Below are 16,021 nucleotides of genomic sequence, written 5' to 3'. Positions count from 1 at the left end.
GGATTGTGCATGAATTTTTAACCCCTGAAAAGTTACAAAATCAACACCCTAGGCATAGCCCCTACTGGTGAAGAGTCCAAAAAAAGATTTAAAAATCTTTTTGCTACTTTCCATCGTTATAAAAATTCTGAGCGGAGGTAACAACAACCGCTCAGATTTGCTCTCTAGTTTCAACCTAGCGGAGGCGTGGTTTAACAATGGGTTTAGGCCCATCATTTGCACGCGGTTCTCTCTTAGTCGGCGGTGGCGATCGCTCTTCTGTCTCTTCATCAAAAGACATACCCTCGCGGCCCGGCGTGGTGCTGCCGTAGATATCCAGGTATGTTGATTGCCCAGCTGCGGCTGCGGCTGCGGCAATTACTGTACGAATCGCCTGAATATTGCGTCCCCCTCGACCAAACACTTTTCCTTTATCTGCGCTTTCAAAGGCGATGCGAACCCAAACCCGGTTGAGGGCCTGAGAAATTTCACAATCGACACTTAATGTCTCTGGAGATTCCAAAAACGGCTGCACCAAAAACCGAACCAGCTCAACATAGTTGGGGCTAGCTGTTGGGAGTTTTGTTCCGAAATTATGATGCGGCTGTTGCACTGACCTGCTCAAAAACATTAGCTTTTACTAGAATGCGACGAACGGTATCAGTGGGTTGAGCGCCTTGTTGTAGTCGCTTGACGATACCGGGAACGTCTAGTCGCACTTCATCAGTTCTGGGGTTATAAAAACCCAATTCTTCTAAGGGACGGCCATCGCGGCGAGCGAGGTTGTTAATGGCGACAATGCGGTAACTTGCTTCCCGCTTTTTACCGAATCTTTTCAAGCGCAGTTTGATCATGGTTGAAGAATCATTCTCCTGTTGTTAGATATTAGTTAGCAACTAATTGGTGAGGAAGTAACCTAAATCTGGCTATTGCCAAGAAATTGAGGGTTAGTTTCCTCTGCTAATAAATTCTGAGGTCGAAATGCTAATTTTAGCACTGCCTAGCATTTGCTGCTATTTGTCATTAGTCCTTTGTCATTAGTTCTTTGTTAATGACTAAAGATTACCAAAGCCTTTTTTCTTTTTATCTTTGGGTTTTTTCTTTTTCGTGGCTGGGACACCATCATAACCTCGCCATCCGGGGGCTGCGGGACGATTACCAGCACCGGCAAAGGCGTTGCCCATGCCACCGCCACCGCCAAACATTCCCGGCATTCCAGGGAAGCCACCTTGACCCATTTGCTGCATGAGCGATCGCATTTTTTGGAAATCACCCACCAGTTTCGTTACATCTGACTCTCTATAGCCGGAACCAGAAGCAATCCGCCGCCGCCGACTGGGAGAACTGGCTAATAAATCGGGGTCATGGCGTTCTTGGCGAGTCATGGAGTTAATCATCGCCTCACATCGCTTTAACTGGGTTTCTCCCTGTTTGAGTTGATCGTCTGAAAGCTTGTTCATCCCTGGAATCATCTTGATCAAGCCTCCCAGAGAACCCATGTTCTTCAGCATCCGCAACTGCTTGAGAAAGTCAGTAAAGTCAAACTTTGCTGACAAAATTTTCTCCTGCATTTTCTCAGCATCGGCTAAGTCAAACTCTTCTTGGGCTTTTTCTACCAGGGTTAGCACATCGCCCATTCCCAAAATCCGCGATGCCATGCGATCGGGATAAAAGGGTTGCAGTGCCTCGACTTTCTCGCCTACACCTACAAATTTAATCGGCGCTCCCGAAATCTTTCGCACTGAAAGCGCTGCACCGCCACGGCTATCACCATCCATCTTGGTGAGAATCGCCCCAGTAATTCCGATCTGGTCATGAAAGGTGCGGGTAAGATTTGCGGCCTCTTGACCAGTCATCGCGTCCACCACCAACAGAGTTTCATGGGGTTGGACTGTTGCTTTGATGCGGGCTAATTCCGCCATCATATCTTCGTCAATTTGCAGTCGTCCCGCAGTATCAATAATTACTGTGTTGACACCTTCTGCCCTAGCGCGTTCTACACCTTGTCGAGCAATTTCTACGGGATCGGCGTCGCTTCCTAGTTCAAATACTGGTACATCAATTTGCTTACCTAACGTTAGCAACTGATCGATCGCGGCTGGGCGATATACGTCTGTCGCCACCAACAAGCAACTACGCTCTAATTTTCTCAAATGTAACGCTAACTTAGCGGTAGCTGTGGTTTTACCAGTACCTTGCAACCCAGCCATCAGAATAATAGTAGGCTGTTCTTCGGCTTCTGCGAGGGGAACATTTTCGTCTCCCATCACCTGCACCAGTTCATCATGAACAATTTTGATGAACTGTTGATCAGGTCGCACGCCGGTAATCACCTCGGCTCCCTGTGCTTTGGCTTCGACTTCGCTAATAAAATCTTTGACTACCTGGAGATTGACATCTGCTTCCAACAAGGCGCGGCGCACTTCGCGCAATGCATCTTGAATGTTGGATTGAGAAATTTTGTCCTGTCCCCGCAGTTTTTTCCAGGCGGATTCTAAACGGTCAGATAATGCATCAAACATAATGTAATTACAGGTAGTTCGCCAATGGAGAATTCTAAAGCGCCGATGAATGCGATTTGGAATTTCCGCTAAAGTTTTAACGTGCTATCTACCAGCTTAGTATTTTTCACCGCGACTGTAGCAACCAGATACGGATTGATAAAGAGGCAGAGGGGCAAAGGGGAAGGTGGGGTTTCCTCTGGGGATAAGGGGCGGGGGTAAAGGTATGGAATTTTCTCTTCCCCCTCTTCATGACGATCGCGCGTTTATTATGTAGCGCTTATCCGATGCGATAGATTTAGACTGAGCGAATCGCACCACTTATCTCGACAAGACACCAACTATACAAAGATAGAACTTTTTCTGGAGAAATATCAATGAGTATTTCAATGTATCAAGCTTCAGTACCAGTGTTTATTCACACACTAAATAACCTTGTAGGTATTCTTGAAAAAGGTGCTACATACGCAGAAACAAAAAAAATAGATCGGTATGTGTTGGTCAATAGTCGTCTATTCCCAGATATGTTTCCATTGTCAAGACAAGTACAAATTGCCTCTGACATAGCAAAGAGAGGTGCCGCACAATTAGCAGGGGCAGAAGCACCCAAGTTTGAAGACAATGAAACTACATTGCCCGAACTTATTGACCGAGTTCAGAAAACTATCTCTTATTTAGACACATTTAAACCCGAACAAATAGATGGTTCGGAAGATAAAACAATTACCATTACGCAAGGTGACAAGAGCCTATCTTTTAAAGGAATGCCATTTCTCCTATATTTTGTTTTGCCAAACGTTTATTTTCATGTCACAACAACCTATGACATTCTCAGACACTGCGGTGTAGAGCTTGGCAAAAAAGACTTTCTAGGCAAGCCTTAACGCTCCGCAATATGAGAGCGAATTGATTTTCATTCTCCGTATCGGGTGAGCGTATAGCGGCTAAATCGTTGCGTCGCCCGATAATTCCTATTATTGTTATCTAACACAGTGGGGATTGGGGACTCTAATGATTGAATATTGGCTACTGCTGCGATCGCTAATTCGTAATATTATCAGTTAGGTAGCTACGGTAGCCAAGATGTCGCAGCGAATCAAAGTATACTCATACTCGATATACCATTCGTCAAATTCATATATTGGTATCGCTCTTGCCGAAAAAGCTTTGCGCGGATTGCCTGTTGATATTGAACGACGACCAATCTACATACCGAAGGAGCGCGGGATAAAGGTAGCTGACCTACAAGGACGAAGTGAAAGCGCCGTGTTATCGTCCTATCACAAAGAAGATTGTCTGCGGTGGGCAAAAAAGTACGGCATTGAAATACGGCTCAAGGAATTTGAAGAATTTGGCAGGTGGGTCAAACGTTGGGAGAAAATGAAGTTTGGTCGGGAAGAACTTCCCGCGAGAGCCTATTACGCTGCTTGTGGAACCGGGAAGGAGCATCTGCTTGATGCCGCGTTCTTTCGAGCGACGTACATCGACCAACTTGATGTCAACGATGAGTCTGTGATTAAGAAAGTTGCAAATGATGTTGGGTTGAATGGCGATCGCATTCTTGAGTTAATCTACGGGGAAGCAGCAAAACTTGCAGCAGTGGCAGCTTTGGCAGAATACGAACAATTTGGCTGTCCCGGAGTCCCGACTTGGGTAGTCGAAGGCGAGAGATTTTGGGGAAAGGATCGTGTTGATTGGTTAACAGAAAAGGTAAAACAATTATGTAATACCACTGTTACCAAAACAGTAGTGAGTGCTGACTTACATATTGCACCTAGCCCTAGCGATTAGAAATCGCGGCTATACAAACCAAGTCCGCCTGGGCGGACTAACGCAAAATCAATGTTTTCAACCCGCGCAGGCGGGTTTTGCCTGTGTAGCCGCGACTTCCATTCGCCTGGTGCAAGATATAAGCTGAGTAAAAAAGTGATAATTTTTCAGTTTAACTGGTAAAAATCATCACTTTACCTCTTTGCTTATACCTCAATACGGTTCAGTTAAGGCTCGGGCGTGTTTGTCAAAGTTATTTTTACGAACCGCAGAGGCGCAGAGAACACAGAGAGAGAAGAAAGAGAAGGAAAAAACTGCTTAACTGAACTGTATTGGCTTATACCTGGTCTAACACCTTGACTTTAGCTACTGATTTTCTAGCTGCGACCTGATAAATCGGCAACTCAATCACAAACTCTGTACCTTTGCCAAGTTCAGATTGGCAGTATATTTTGCCGTTATGTTTTTCTGTGACTATCTGATAGCTGATAGACAGTCCCAGTCCCGTGCCTTTACCGACAACCTTGGTAGTAAAAAATGGATCGAACAGTCGAGAGAGGACTTTTTCATCTATGCCGAATCCGTTGTCGGCGATGCGAATGACAATCCAATCTTTATTGAGCAGGGAGGTGGAAATTTTGATTTTGCTGGGGTTTTTTGCCAGTGCTTCAGAAGATTCCTGCGTGGTTCGTTCTTCTAGAGCATCAATGGCATTGGACAGCAAATTCATAAATACCTGATTCAACTGACCGGGATAGCATTCTATTAGAGGTAAAGTACCATAATCTTTGCTCACATGAATGGTGAGGCTATCGGCTGAGGGCTTCAAACGGTTTTGCAAAATCATTAATGTACTGTCGATGCCTTCGTGAATATTTGCTGGTTTGAAGTCAGCTTCGTCTAGGCGCGAGAAGTTCCGCAAAGAGGTGACAATTTCCCGAATGCGTTCAGTACCTACCTGCATGGACTGGAATAATTGAGGTAAATCCTCGACCAAATACGCTATTTCGGCTTTTTTGAAGAACTCTTGAATTTCTGGTGCGGCATCAGGATAATGATGCCAATAAAGCTGCACGTAGCGAAGCAATTCTTGCGTGTATTGGTGGGCGTGTTCCAAGTTGCCGTGGATGAAATTAATCGGGTTATTAATTTCATGGGCAACTCCCGCCACCAGTTGCCCCAAGCTGGCCATTTTTTCAGCGTGGATAATTTGCATTTGGGCAGTACGCAGTTCATTGAGTGCTTGAGCGAGTTGATTCGCTTCTTCACGAGTTTGACCCAGCAAACTAGATTGTTGAAACAAGTTGGCTTGACGCAGCGCGACACTGAGTTGAGCCGCCACTTGGGTGACAAATTCTAATTCAGCTTCTTCCCAATGACGTGTATGGGTGCATTGGTGAATGCACAACAACCCCCACAGTTCATCACCTTCCATCAACGGCACAATAATCTGTGCTTTGACTTGGAATCGCTCAATCACATCCAAATGAGGGACTTTGGAGCCAACACTGTTGACATCACATATTACTTGTACTTCCCCTTGACGATATTGGGGTGCGTATTGATCGCCGAAGCAATAGTCTTGCACCTTCACGGCGAGGGCAGAATCGAACTTGGGTAAGACATCTTCAGCAATAAATTCACCGCTGCAAAAACCAACGTTTGGATCGAAGCGGAAAATGCCGACTCGATCTGTATTTAGCGATCGCCGCACTTCCTGTACTGTAGTCTTAAGGATCGTCTCTAAATCCAAAGATTCCCGAATTTTGACGACCAAATCAAATAAAATCCGCCGCTGTTCAGCCGATTGTTGCAGTTCATCAGCGCGAGTTTGGATTTGAGTCACCATTTGAGAACTTTGCAGTGCTACACCCAGTTGGCTAGCAACCTGTCCCAAAAATTCCACTTCCACACTATCCCACTGGCGCGGTGCAGAATGTTGATAGGCAGCCAGTAATCCCCACAAATTCCGTCCCACAAAAATTGGGATTAGCGCATAAGCGCGAATCTTAAACTGCTCCAAAATATCTAGGTGACAGCGTGAGTGTCCAGCTTTATAAATATCCTCTACAGCAAAATTTTCGTTGTTGCGGTAGCGTCCACCTTTGGTTTCTTGGAGGTGAGTATCTTCCCAAACTAGATTTTTGCCAAAGGGATTGATGCTATCCCACTGTGCCTCAACCATGCCGAAATTACTGACGAATTCGCCACTCCAGTCTTCATTGAAGCGATAAACACCAACCCGCTCAACTCGCAGCAGTTTACATACTTCTTGGCAAGTAGTTTTTAGGATTAAATCAATATTTAAAGAGGAGCGAATTTTCCCGACTACTTCAGTTAATGCTCGTTGCCGAGCGATCGCATCTTGTAGGGCAGAAGCCTGTTGTTTTGACTGAGCCAAATTCTCGGCTTGCTGAATCGCTACCCCTAATTGTGCCCCTACCTGTCCCAGAAACTCCACTTCGTAATTTGCCCATTGACGCGGCCCGGAGTGTTGATATGCTGCTATCAGTCCCCACAGTTTTGGGCCGATGAAGATGGGCGCTAAGGTATATGCCCGAATCTTGAATTGCTCTAGAATGTCGATGTGACAACGCGAGTGTCCGGCTTGGTAGATGTCGTTGACAACAAAACTTTCGTTATTGCGATAGCGTCCACCTTTCGTCTCTTGGAGGTGGGTATCTTCCCAAACGAGATTTTTGCCAAAAGGATGGATTCTATTCCACTGTGCTTCTACCATCCCGAATTGGCTGACAAATTCGCCGCTCCAGTCTTCATTGAAGCGGTAAATTGCTGCCCGCTCTAACTTCAGGAGTTTGCAGAGTTCTTGACAGGCAGTGTCTAGAATAATTTTGGTATTTACAGACGAGCGAATATTTCCTACTACTTCCGTCAAAGCACGTTGCCGCGCGATCGCATCTTGCAGTTCTGCTGTGCGTTGTTTAGTCTGTTCTAAATTTTCTGCTTGCTGCATTGCCACACCAAGATGGCTGGCAGCTTGGGCAAAGAATTCGACTTCGTGAGGATACCATTGCCGAGGAGCGGAGTGTTGATAAGCTGCAAGCATTCCCCACAGTTTTGGCCCGATGAAGATGGGTGCGATCGCATACGCCCGAATCTGAAACTGTTCTAATACTTCAATATGACAACGAGCGTGCCCTGCATCGTAAATGTCAGCTACAGCAAACGGCTCATTTTTGCGATATCGTCCTCCTTGGGTTTCTTGCAAATGCGAATCTTCCCAAACCAAGTCTTGTCCAAAGGCAGTCAATGCATCCCAAGGATGTTCTGCAAAGCCAAAACGATTGAGAAAGCTACCGCTCCAGTCAGTGTTAAAGCGATAGATTGCAACTCGCTCAATCTTCAATTGCCGACAAATATCTTGACAAGAAGTCGAACAGAGGGATTCGATGTTTACAGATGCGCGAATCTTAGCCAGAATCCTCGCCAATATTTTTTGATATTGAACCGTGAGATGTAACTGTTTGTGACACTCTTGCAGGTCTAAGTGGTTCGACGCTTCATAACTGTTCGTTGTCATAAAGTATAAAGAAAATACACTACCTGCTTTCAGTATTCCCTTGTTTATTTGTAATTGCTCAACTAGTCTTGGTTAGTGGAGAGCCTTGATTACTTGTAGCATCCAGTGCGGTTTTTAGTTTCTGGATTTTCTTTCATAGCTCTATTAGCAAGGCTTGTATTGCTTCGTTCGATAGTTGTTTCAGGTCAGGCAGTTTTTCTATTTATTCAGCTAATCTCTATCTCGACCTCTTGTTAAAAGTTTTGAGTAATTACAGCATTAATAACTAATTAGTTTTGATACGGAGCGGTCTAAGTTAAGTTATGAAAAATAAAAAACTGCTAAGTATCTTTATTAAGAGACACCAACATTTAGCCGTAGTGTAAAAATTCTATAAAGAACTCATATTTGATTGCGTCAAAAAGCTAAGTCTAATCAAAAGAGCCTTCTTGCTCTTGTCTCTTGCCTATTAAACCAAGTAAGTTCTCCAAATCAAAACTGATTCCGATATTTCTCTCTTGCTGCCAACAGAATTCAAAATATAGAAAGCCTGACTAGTACTCAAGATGTAATAAAAATTAGGGCGCACAGCTAGCTGTGCGCCCCTACGAATTACCTATATTCCAACCTAAGAAAGTTTCGGGTTATGAAATCCACATTACTTAGTAATGATTTAGGTTAATGCCAGCTTCTTTTGCCATTGCTTCTAACCCATTAATTTGTAGGGTTTTAATTGCTTTGGTAGACAACTTTAATCTCACCCAGCGATTTCCAGCTTCCCACCAAACACGCTTGTTTTGCAGATTAGCGTGCTGAAGGCGTTTAGTACGGCGGTGGGAGTGGGAAACAGCAAAGGCGTTATTTGCCTTCTTACCAGTTAGTTCACAGCGACGGGACATAGCAAGTATCTCCAGATTGTTATTTTAATACAGCCTTTCCATTTTAGGTCTTAGGCAGCAGAAGTGGGGAGATGAGGGAGATAGGGGAGCAGGGGGAGCAGGGGAGCAGGGGGAGCAGGGGAGCAGAGGAGAAATAACTCCTAACTCCTAACTCCTAACTCCTAACTTCCTACTCACCACTATTTACTTGCTTGTTCCGTCAGCTTGGTGAGTACCTCATTCGATCGCTCGACGAAGGATTTCATCCCCTCAGCGTCAAATCCTTTCTGAGACATCAGCGCTAAATCGTAAACGTGTTGGCAAATCAAGTTGACTAACTGATCTGTAGACGATTGGCCGTCACCTTGAATGATACTACCTTGGTTTAGATTTGCCAGATTTTGAATTAGCGGGTGAGCAGTATTCACCAGCAAAATGTGATCTTCGGGAAACTCTGCTGTTCCCTGCTGCATCATGGCGTTCATTTCTCGCAGGCGGCGGAGAATCTCTGGTAAAAGCACGATCGCAGGTGGTGTCCCATGAGGATCGTCTGATTTCAACGCTTCGGTACGGATGTTGAGTTTGGGTTTGTTGAGGGATTTCTCAAATAACTCTTTAATCGTCTCACTCCGAGTTTTGTTCGTCTTGGGATCGACAATTTCCTTATCTTTATCTTGTTCCAGCAGGGTATTATCTAAATCTGAGTCTACCCGCGTAAACTTGACATCCTGATATTCCCGCTCTAGGAAGTTGATAAAGTGAGTGTCGATGAAGGAGTCCATAAACAGGACTTCCAAGCCTTGATTTTTGTGCAGTTCTATGTATGTAGATTGGGTTGCTTCATCGGTGCTGTAGAAAACTCGGTTTTCGTTGCGTTCTTTGTTGCGTTCTAAATACTCTTTCAGAGTAGTATAAGGAGCGCTGGGTGCTGAGTCAGAACTGGGTGAAGGAGTGACATCTTGCCAAGCATCGCCGTCTGAAGACTGGACTTCAACCACTGGCGTTTCAGCCGCAACTTTTTCTGTTAACTTGGCGGTGGTGCGGAAGACGATGATATCTTCGATTTGTTTTTTGAATTTCTCGTCGTTGAGAACGCCGAATTTTACGAAAGTGCCGAGGTCTTTCCACGCACTAATGTACTGTTCGCGGTTATCGCGGAAAAGTTCTTTGAGGCGATCGCCTACTTTTTTAGCAATGTAATCACCAATTCGCTTCACGGTGCGATCGCCTTGCAAGGCACTACGCGATACGTTTAGGGGAATATCGGTACTATCAATTACACCCCGCATCGGCATCAGAAATTGCGGGATAATTTCTTCGCAGTTGTCGCTAACAAAAACTTGATTGCAAAATAGTTTGATCTGACCTTTGGTAACATCTACATCCGGTCTCATTTTGGGAAAATACAGAATCCCGTTGATGATAAAGGGATAGTCAGTATTTAGATGTACCCATAACAAAGGTTCTTCCTGAAAAGGATACAGGTAGCGGTAAAACTCTAAATAATCTTCTTGAGTAAGATTACTCGGAGACTCTCGCCACGGTGCTTTTTGCTTATTTATTACTTCGCCATCTAGTTTAATTGGGACTGGCAAAAAGTCGCAGTATGTCTTGACAAGATTCTTAATTCGTGCTGATTCGAGAAATTCCTCTTCTTCCCCTTGCAGGCTGAGAATAATAGTAGTACCGCGAGTTGTCCGGGAAGATTCTTCGAGAGTGAAAGCTGGAGAACCATCGCAAGACCAGTGAACCGCTTGCGCTCCTTCTTGGTAAGATAAGGTATCAATTTCTACCTTTTGCGCCACCATGAAGGAAGAGTAGAAACCAAGACCGAAGTGACCGATTATCGGTTGATCTGATTTGCCTTCATACTTATGAATAAATTCTTCAGCACTAGAGAAGGCAACCTGATTGATATATTTCTTAACTTCATCTGCGGTCATCCCGATACCGTTATCGGAGATGGATAGAGTTTTCTTATCTTTGTCAATGGCAATTTCAATTTCTGGTTCGCCGATATCTCCAGCATAATCGCCGGCGCGGGATACCATTTTTAGCTTTTGGATGGCGTCTACAGCGTTGGATACCAGTTCCCGCAAGAAGATTTGATGATCTGAGTAAAGTGACTTCTTGATGATCGGGAAAATATTCTCAGTATGAATACTGATAGTGCCTTGTTCTAGCATAATTGGTAGTTTTCGATGTTAGTATCTGAAATGATGATAGTAGGTAATACAACCTAGCCATCTGTTTTCCAGGATAAACCCGGAGAACACAGAAGGGCATGATACCAATTAGGATTTTAAAAGCATAGCTTAGGCGATCGCACCTTTTTTGAGCATTGTTTGCCGCCATTTTCTGATTCGGATTCCCCTACTTCCAACTCTCCACTCCCCACAGATTGCTGTTTAAGTATTACTAGAATTCTTCTCCAACACCAAAAAATAATGGTATGGATAAGTAGGATCGATAAATTCTTGCTTAACAGTTAACCCAGCTTTGGCAACAGAGTTTAAAATCCGCGTTTTCGGATATCCTTTTAAACCCATTTCCCAGCAGTGTTCGTCACATACTGGCGTTGTACTCCAGAATTTGGGGACATTGAATAGTAAATGCCTTGGTCTGCCTGAGAAAGAGGTTTTCACCTGAAACGAGAGGTATTGAGTGCAATAGGGAATCGAAATCACCAAAAATTTCTTGGTTGCAATAGCAAGTTTTCTCAATGCTTCTTCTGACTGTTCGTAGGGGAAGTGTTCCAGCACTTGAAACAGGACAATCGCATCAAATTTATCTTTTGGTAAGGAAAAATCTGTCGTCAAATCCAAAATTATTTCTGGCTTGAGGCTGGGGTCAACATCAGCAGTGGAGACGTTGTATCCATTATTCTTCAAGATGTCTGTTAACAGAGAATTAAAAATCCCAATTTCCAGAACGTTTTTTACCTGATTACCTAGCGAAAAAATTAGACGCAACTGGTGATGGTAACTGATGAGGCGATTTTTAGATAAATATTCTGAATTTCTAATATCTAACGAGCTGATGAGTTGCATAAATAAGCCTACCTAAGCTGAGAGATTAATAAATTTGGTGGGTATACAACTACAGGATTCCCGGAAAAATCATCAAAGTAACATCTGAACCTCACTCCAAACCCCTCTACTACAAGGCTACGGTGTACACACAAATCATCTGATCCCCCTAAATCCCCCTTAAAAAGGGGGACTTGAAGAAATTTCCCCCCTTTTTAAGGGGGGTTAGGGGGGATCGAAACACTGTTAGACAACTTTATAAGACTTGTGTGTACTCCGTAGCCTACAAGGAGAGAGGCTTTGAATCTTTCTCCCCTTCTTCTACGAGGAGAGGGTTAGAGAGAGGTAGAGAACAGGTTAGGGGGCTTTTCCGGGGCAAAATTATCACTAACACCAAGCGTATTGCTTTAACGAGTAGGATTCTACGCGCTAAAGTATTTTGCTAACGGGTGATAGGTAATAATTGCAGTGGTAGACTGTTCTGGATAAAGTTGTTCGCTTTCATCCATATACAAGTTAATCCTGTCAGTCTGCAATAACTCCAGTTGCTTGTACTGATCCTGAATATTTGGACAAGCTGGATACCCAAAACTATACCTCGAGCCACGATAGCGTTGTGCTAATATATCCCGAATATTATCGGGTTCCTCAGCAGCAAAACCTAACTCCCGGCGAATTCTGGCGTGTGTCCATTCAGCTACAGCTTCCGCCACCTGCACTGCCATACCGTGGAAATACAGGTAATCGGTGTATTGATTGGCAGCAAACAGCTTTTGAGCGAATTCTGTGGCAATTTCCCCTACAGTCACCGCTTGCATTGGGAAGACATCAATAATTCCCGACTCCTTCGGAGCAAAGAAATCTGCTATGCATAGCCGCCTTAAAGACTTCTGTCTAGGAAACTCGAAAGTTGTAACCTGTTGTGATTGGTTCTCTGAGTCATATATATGTAGAGAATTCCCTTCGGCTTGACAAGGGAAATACCCGTAAATCACTTGGGGATGCAACAGATTCTCTTCAATAATTCGCTGTTTCCAAGTTTCTAAAACTGGGTAGACTTTCTCAGCTAAGAAAGCCTGATATTCTTCCTTAGATTGTTCCTTTGGTTTGCGGAATTGCCATTGTCCAGCAATCAAAGCTTGTAAATCTAAATGCCAGAATATTTCCTCGATGGGAATATCACTAGGCTGCAACAATTTCGTTCCCCAGAAAGGCGGGGTGGGACGTTCAATATCTATCGCCACGGCTTCGGAACGTCTCGTATCTACTACTTTTGGTTCAGCAGATGTTTCTTCAGCAGTTGTTGCTTTTGGTTCTTTGTGGCCATTTGTCGAAACTTCAGCAGTTTCGACTTCATTCAAAAATCCTTGCAAATCTTCCCAGTTATTAGTTGCCTTTGCTGGCATTAATTTATCCATGAAGTGCAAGTCAGAAAAGGCATCTTTGCCATAAACGACTTTACCTTTGTAAGTATTTTGGCAATCTTCATACACAAATTTGGGAGTCAGCGCCGCACCACCTAATATCACGGGGACACTAATTCCCTTTTCGTTAAATACCTCCAAGTTCTCTTTCATGAAGGCGGTGGATTTTACCAGCAAACCACTCATCGCAATACAATCAGCTTTGTGCTGTTCGTAAGCGTTGATGATGTTTTCTACTGGCTGCTTAATTCCCAGGTTAATCACCTTGTAGCCGTTGTTGGATAAGATAATATCCACCAAATTTTTACCAATGTCGTGAACATCGCCTTTCACTGTGGCAATGATAAAAGTTCCTTTCGCATTGTTACCTGATTCTGATTTTTCCATGAACGGTTCTAGAAACGCAACAGCCGCCTTCATGGTTTCCGCAGATTGCAAAACGAAGGGTAGCTGCATTTGTCCAGAACCGAATAATTCCCCGACAACTTTCATGCCATCTAGCAGGAAGGTATTGATAATTTCTAAGGGGGGATGTTCTTCTAAGGCTTTTTTCAGATGTTCTTCTAAGCCAATGCGTTCGCCGTCGATGATGTGGCGTTTGAGACGTTCTGGGATGGGGAGACTTTCATCTAAGGAGCGATCGCGCTTAGTTGTCACCCCGGCAAAGGCTGTGGTAAGCTCTCCCAAGGGATCGTAAACGCAAACATTACCCTCAAACTTCCGCTCATCATAAATCAACTGGCGACAGATTTCTTGATGGCGCGCGTCAATCTTCGAGAGCGGTAAAATTTTGTTAGCGCTGACAATGGCTGCATCCATTCCCGCCGTCGTCGCCTCGTGTAAAAACACCGAGTTCAGCACCATCCGCGAGGCTGGATTCAAACCAAAGGAAATATTGGAAACACCCAAAATCACATGACATCCAGGCAATCCTTCACGAATGCGCCGGATGGATTCAATTGTGGCTTTACCGTTTTCTCGGTCTTCTTCAATCCCGGTGGAAATTGGTAACGCTAGAGTATCAAAGAATATTTCTGTGGGAGGTATGCCATATTCTACAGCTTGGCGGTATGCGCGTTGAGCGATCGCAAACTTTTTGTCTGCTGTCCGCGCCATCCCATCTTCATCGATAGTACCAATGACTACACCAGCACCGTATTTTTTGGCTAAATCCAGCACCTTTAAAAAGCGGGATTCACCATCTTCATAGTTGGTGGAATTCAGCAAACACTTACCACCTGCAACCTTTAAACCCGCCTCCATCTTTTCCCATTCGGTGGAGTCAAGCATTAAAGGCAATGTCACATTATTAACAATGCGCGAAACTAATTCGTGCATATCCCGCACGCCGTCACGTCCCACATAATCGACGTTGACATCGAGGATGTGTGCGCCTTCTTTTACTTGCGCCCTCGCCATTGAAACGAGTCCATCCCAATCTTCGGCATTTAGCAAATCGCGGCACTTCTTGGAACCACTGGCGTTGAGACGTTCGCCAACAATCAAGAAAGAATTATCTTGATCGTAAGGCTGAGTGGTGTAAATTGATGCTGCTGCTGGTTCTAAGCTAGGATGTCTAACTTTTGGCTTTAAGTCTTTAGCAAGTTCTGCCAATTGTTGAATGTGTTCTGGACGTGTCCCACAGCAACCCCCGATCACTTGGACACCCAAATCTTCAACAAAATGCATCAATGACATCCGTAATTCTAACGGTGTTAGGCGGTAGTGCGCTTGACCGCCGACGTTTTCAGGTAAACCCGCGTTGGGAATACAGGAAACGATGAAAGGTGAATGTTCTGCCAAATACTTGATATGTGGTTTCATCAAGTCTGGGCCTGTGGCGCAGTTTAGACCGAGAATATCTATTGGGTAAGGTGCCAAAATTGTCAGCACCGCACTGATTTCGGAACCAACCAACATTGTGCCCATGCTTTCCATTGTCACAGAAACCATCAACGGTCTGCGATCGCCCTTCTTAGCAAACACTTCTTCAATGGCATTCAGCGCCGCCTTAATTTGCAGCACATCTTGGCAAGTTTCCACCAGGAATAAATCGACACCACCATCCCACAGCGCTTCTGCTTGTTCGGCAAAAGTAGCTTTCATGGTGTCAAAGTCAATATGCCCCAAGGTGGGGAGTTTCGTTGTGGGGCCGATGGAACCTGCCACAAACCGGGGTTTTTCTGGCGTGGAAAATTCCGCAGCAACACGCTTGGCTAATTCTGCGGCTGTCTTGCTGAGGTAGTAGGCTTGGTCTGCTAAGTCATATTCTGCCAGTACAAGGGATGTACTACCAAAGGTATCGGTTTCAATTACGTCTGCACCAGCAGCGAGAAAGTCGCGGTGAACCTTAGCGACAGCTTCGGGTTTCGTATGGACTAAGTATTCGTTACAACCTTCATACTGTGGGCCGCCGAAGTCTTCAGCAGTCAGGTTTTGGGTTTGTAAGTTCGTTCCCATCGCCCCGTCGAAGACGAGGACTGGGCTATCTGGACTACGCAGGCGTTCAAGGAAAGGATGAGTCATATTTTCCTAGAATAAATGAGGATATCAAGTGAGTCTTGTGATACTCGACTTACTTTATTATTTTCCAAGATTGTGATATTTTCGGCATCTTTTCATAAAGTCTGTTTTGCTGAAACTCGCCATTGGCTCATTTTGACCTGATTTCTCAAGATTGACGACGACAGAATTATGCAAAAGCGTCCTGATGTCGTGTCGCTTAATTGGTTATTAAACTCGAAGAACCCCACCCCGCCAAAGCTATGCTTTGTCTCCTCTAAGAGCAAGCCTACGGTGTAAACACAAGTCTGAAATAGTTGATTAACCAAGGTTTTACCCCACCCTAACCCTCCCCTTTATAAGCCAATACGGTTCAGTTAAGGCTAAAACTCTTTGTCATAGTTAATTTTTTTAACGA

Annotated in this window: 10 protein-coding genes; 2 read left to right on the top strand and 8 right to left on the bottom strand. The window is 44.5% G+C overall.

Annotated elements, in window-relative coordinates; translation table 11 throughout:
• Positions 1-175: 175 nt before the first annotated feature.
• The 3 genes from ACM0OX_RS32175 to ffh all read right to left on the bottom strand — a co-directional run bounded on the left by ACM0OX_RS32175 (position 176) and on the right by ffh (position 2,501).
• Entirely contained in the window at positions 176-610 is a 435-nt protein-coding gene (locus tag ACM0OX_RS32175) for a KH domain-containing protein (protein ID WP_094350726.1), read from the bottom strand.
• Positions 573-833, bottom strand: coding sequence for a 30S ribosomal protein S16 (gene rpsP / locus ACM0OX_RS32170; protein WP_012409382.1), 261 nt, complete (start codon positions 831-833; stop codon positions 573-575). Before rpsP ends, ACM0OX_RS32175 begins: the two co-directional genes overlap by 38 nt.
• Positions 834-1,034: 201 nt before the next feature.
• Positions 1,035-2,501, bottom strand: coding sequence for a signal recognition particle protein (ffh, locus tag ACM0OX_RS32165; RefSeq protein ID WP_414519023.1), 1,467 nt, complete (start codon positions 2,499-2,501; stop codon positions 1,035-1,037).
• Between the two features lie 356 nt (positions 2,502-2,857).
• On the opposite strand from ffh, the gene ACM0OX_RS32160 reads away from it, so the two are divergent.
• Both ACM0OX_RS32160 and ACM0OX_RS32155 read left to right on the top strand, forming a co-directional pair.
• On the top strand, positions 2,858-3,364 hold the full coding sequence (locus ACM0OX_RS32160; protein WP_414519022.1) for a DUF1993 domain-containing protein: 507 nt from the start codon (positions 2,858-2,860) through the stop codon (positions 3,362-3,364).
• Between the two features lie 199 nt (positions 3,365-3,563).
• Entirely contained in the window at positions 3,564-4,271 is a 708-nt protein-coding gene (locus ACM0OX_RS32155) for a 2-hydroxychromene-2-carboxylate isomerase (protein WP_414519021.1), read from the top strand.
• 316 nt (positions 4,272-4,587) lie between these two features.
• Here ACM0OX_RS32155 and ACM0OX_RS32150 read toward each other — a convergent pair whose 3' ends face one another.
• The 5 genes from ACM0OX_RS32150 to metH all read right to left on the bottom strand — a co-directional run bounded on the left by ACM0OX_RS32150 (position 4,588) and on the right by metH (position 15,627).
• A complete protein-coding gene (locus ACM0OX_RS32150; RefSeq protein ID WP_414519020.1) occupies positions 4,588-7,791 on the bottom strand; it encodes a GAF domain-containing protein in 3,204 nt (1,067 codons plus the stop codon).
• A gap of 641 nt (positions 7,792-8,432) precedes the next feature.
• Entirely contained in the window at positions 8,433-8,669 is a 237-nt protein-coding gene (gene rpmB / locus ACM0OX_RS32145; protein WP_094350731.1) for a 50S ribosomal protein L28, read from the bottom strand.
• Between the two features lie 179 nt (positions 8,670-8,848).
• Positions 8,849-10,834 carry a molecular chaperone HtpG gene (gene htpG, locus ACM0OX_RS32140; RefSeq protein ID WP_414519019.1) on the bottom strand — a complete coding sequence of 662 codons (1,986 nt, stop codon included), beginning with the start codon at positions 10,832-10,834 and terminating at the stop codon, positions 8,849-8,851.
• A gap of 222 nt (positions 10,835-11,056) precedes the next feature.
• On the bottom strand, positions 11,057-11,698 hold the full coding sequence (locus tag ACM0OX_RS32135) for a class I SAM-dependent methyltransferase (protein WP_094350733.1): 642 nt from the start codon (positions 11,696-11,698) through the stop codon (positions 11,057-11,059).
• A gap of 401 nt (positions 11,699-12,099) precedes the next feature.
• Complete coding sequence (gene metH, locus ACM0OX_RS32130; RefSeq protein WP_414519018.1) at positions 12,100-15,627, bottom strand: methionine synthase; 3,528 nt, start codon at positions 15,625-15,627, stop codon at positions 12,100-12,102.
• Positions 15,628-16,021: the final 394 nt, after the last annotated feature.

Source organism: Nostoc sp. PCC 9305 (genome assembly GCF_963920915.1).
In the GTDB taxonomy this organism is placed as follows: Bacteria; Cyanobacteriota; Cyanobacteriia; order Cyanobacteriales; family Nostocaceae; genus Nostoc.
The sequence above is the reverse complement of the archived record's forward strand: the minus strand, read 5'-3'. Positions and strand labels throughout refer to the sequence as shown.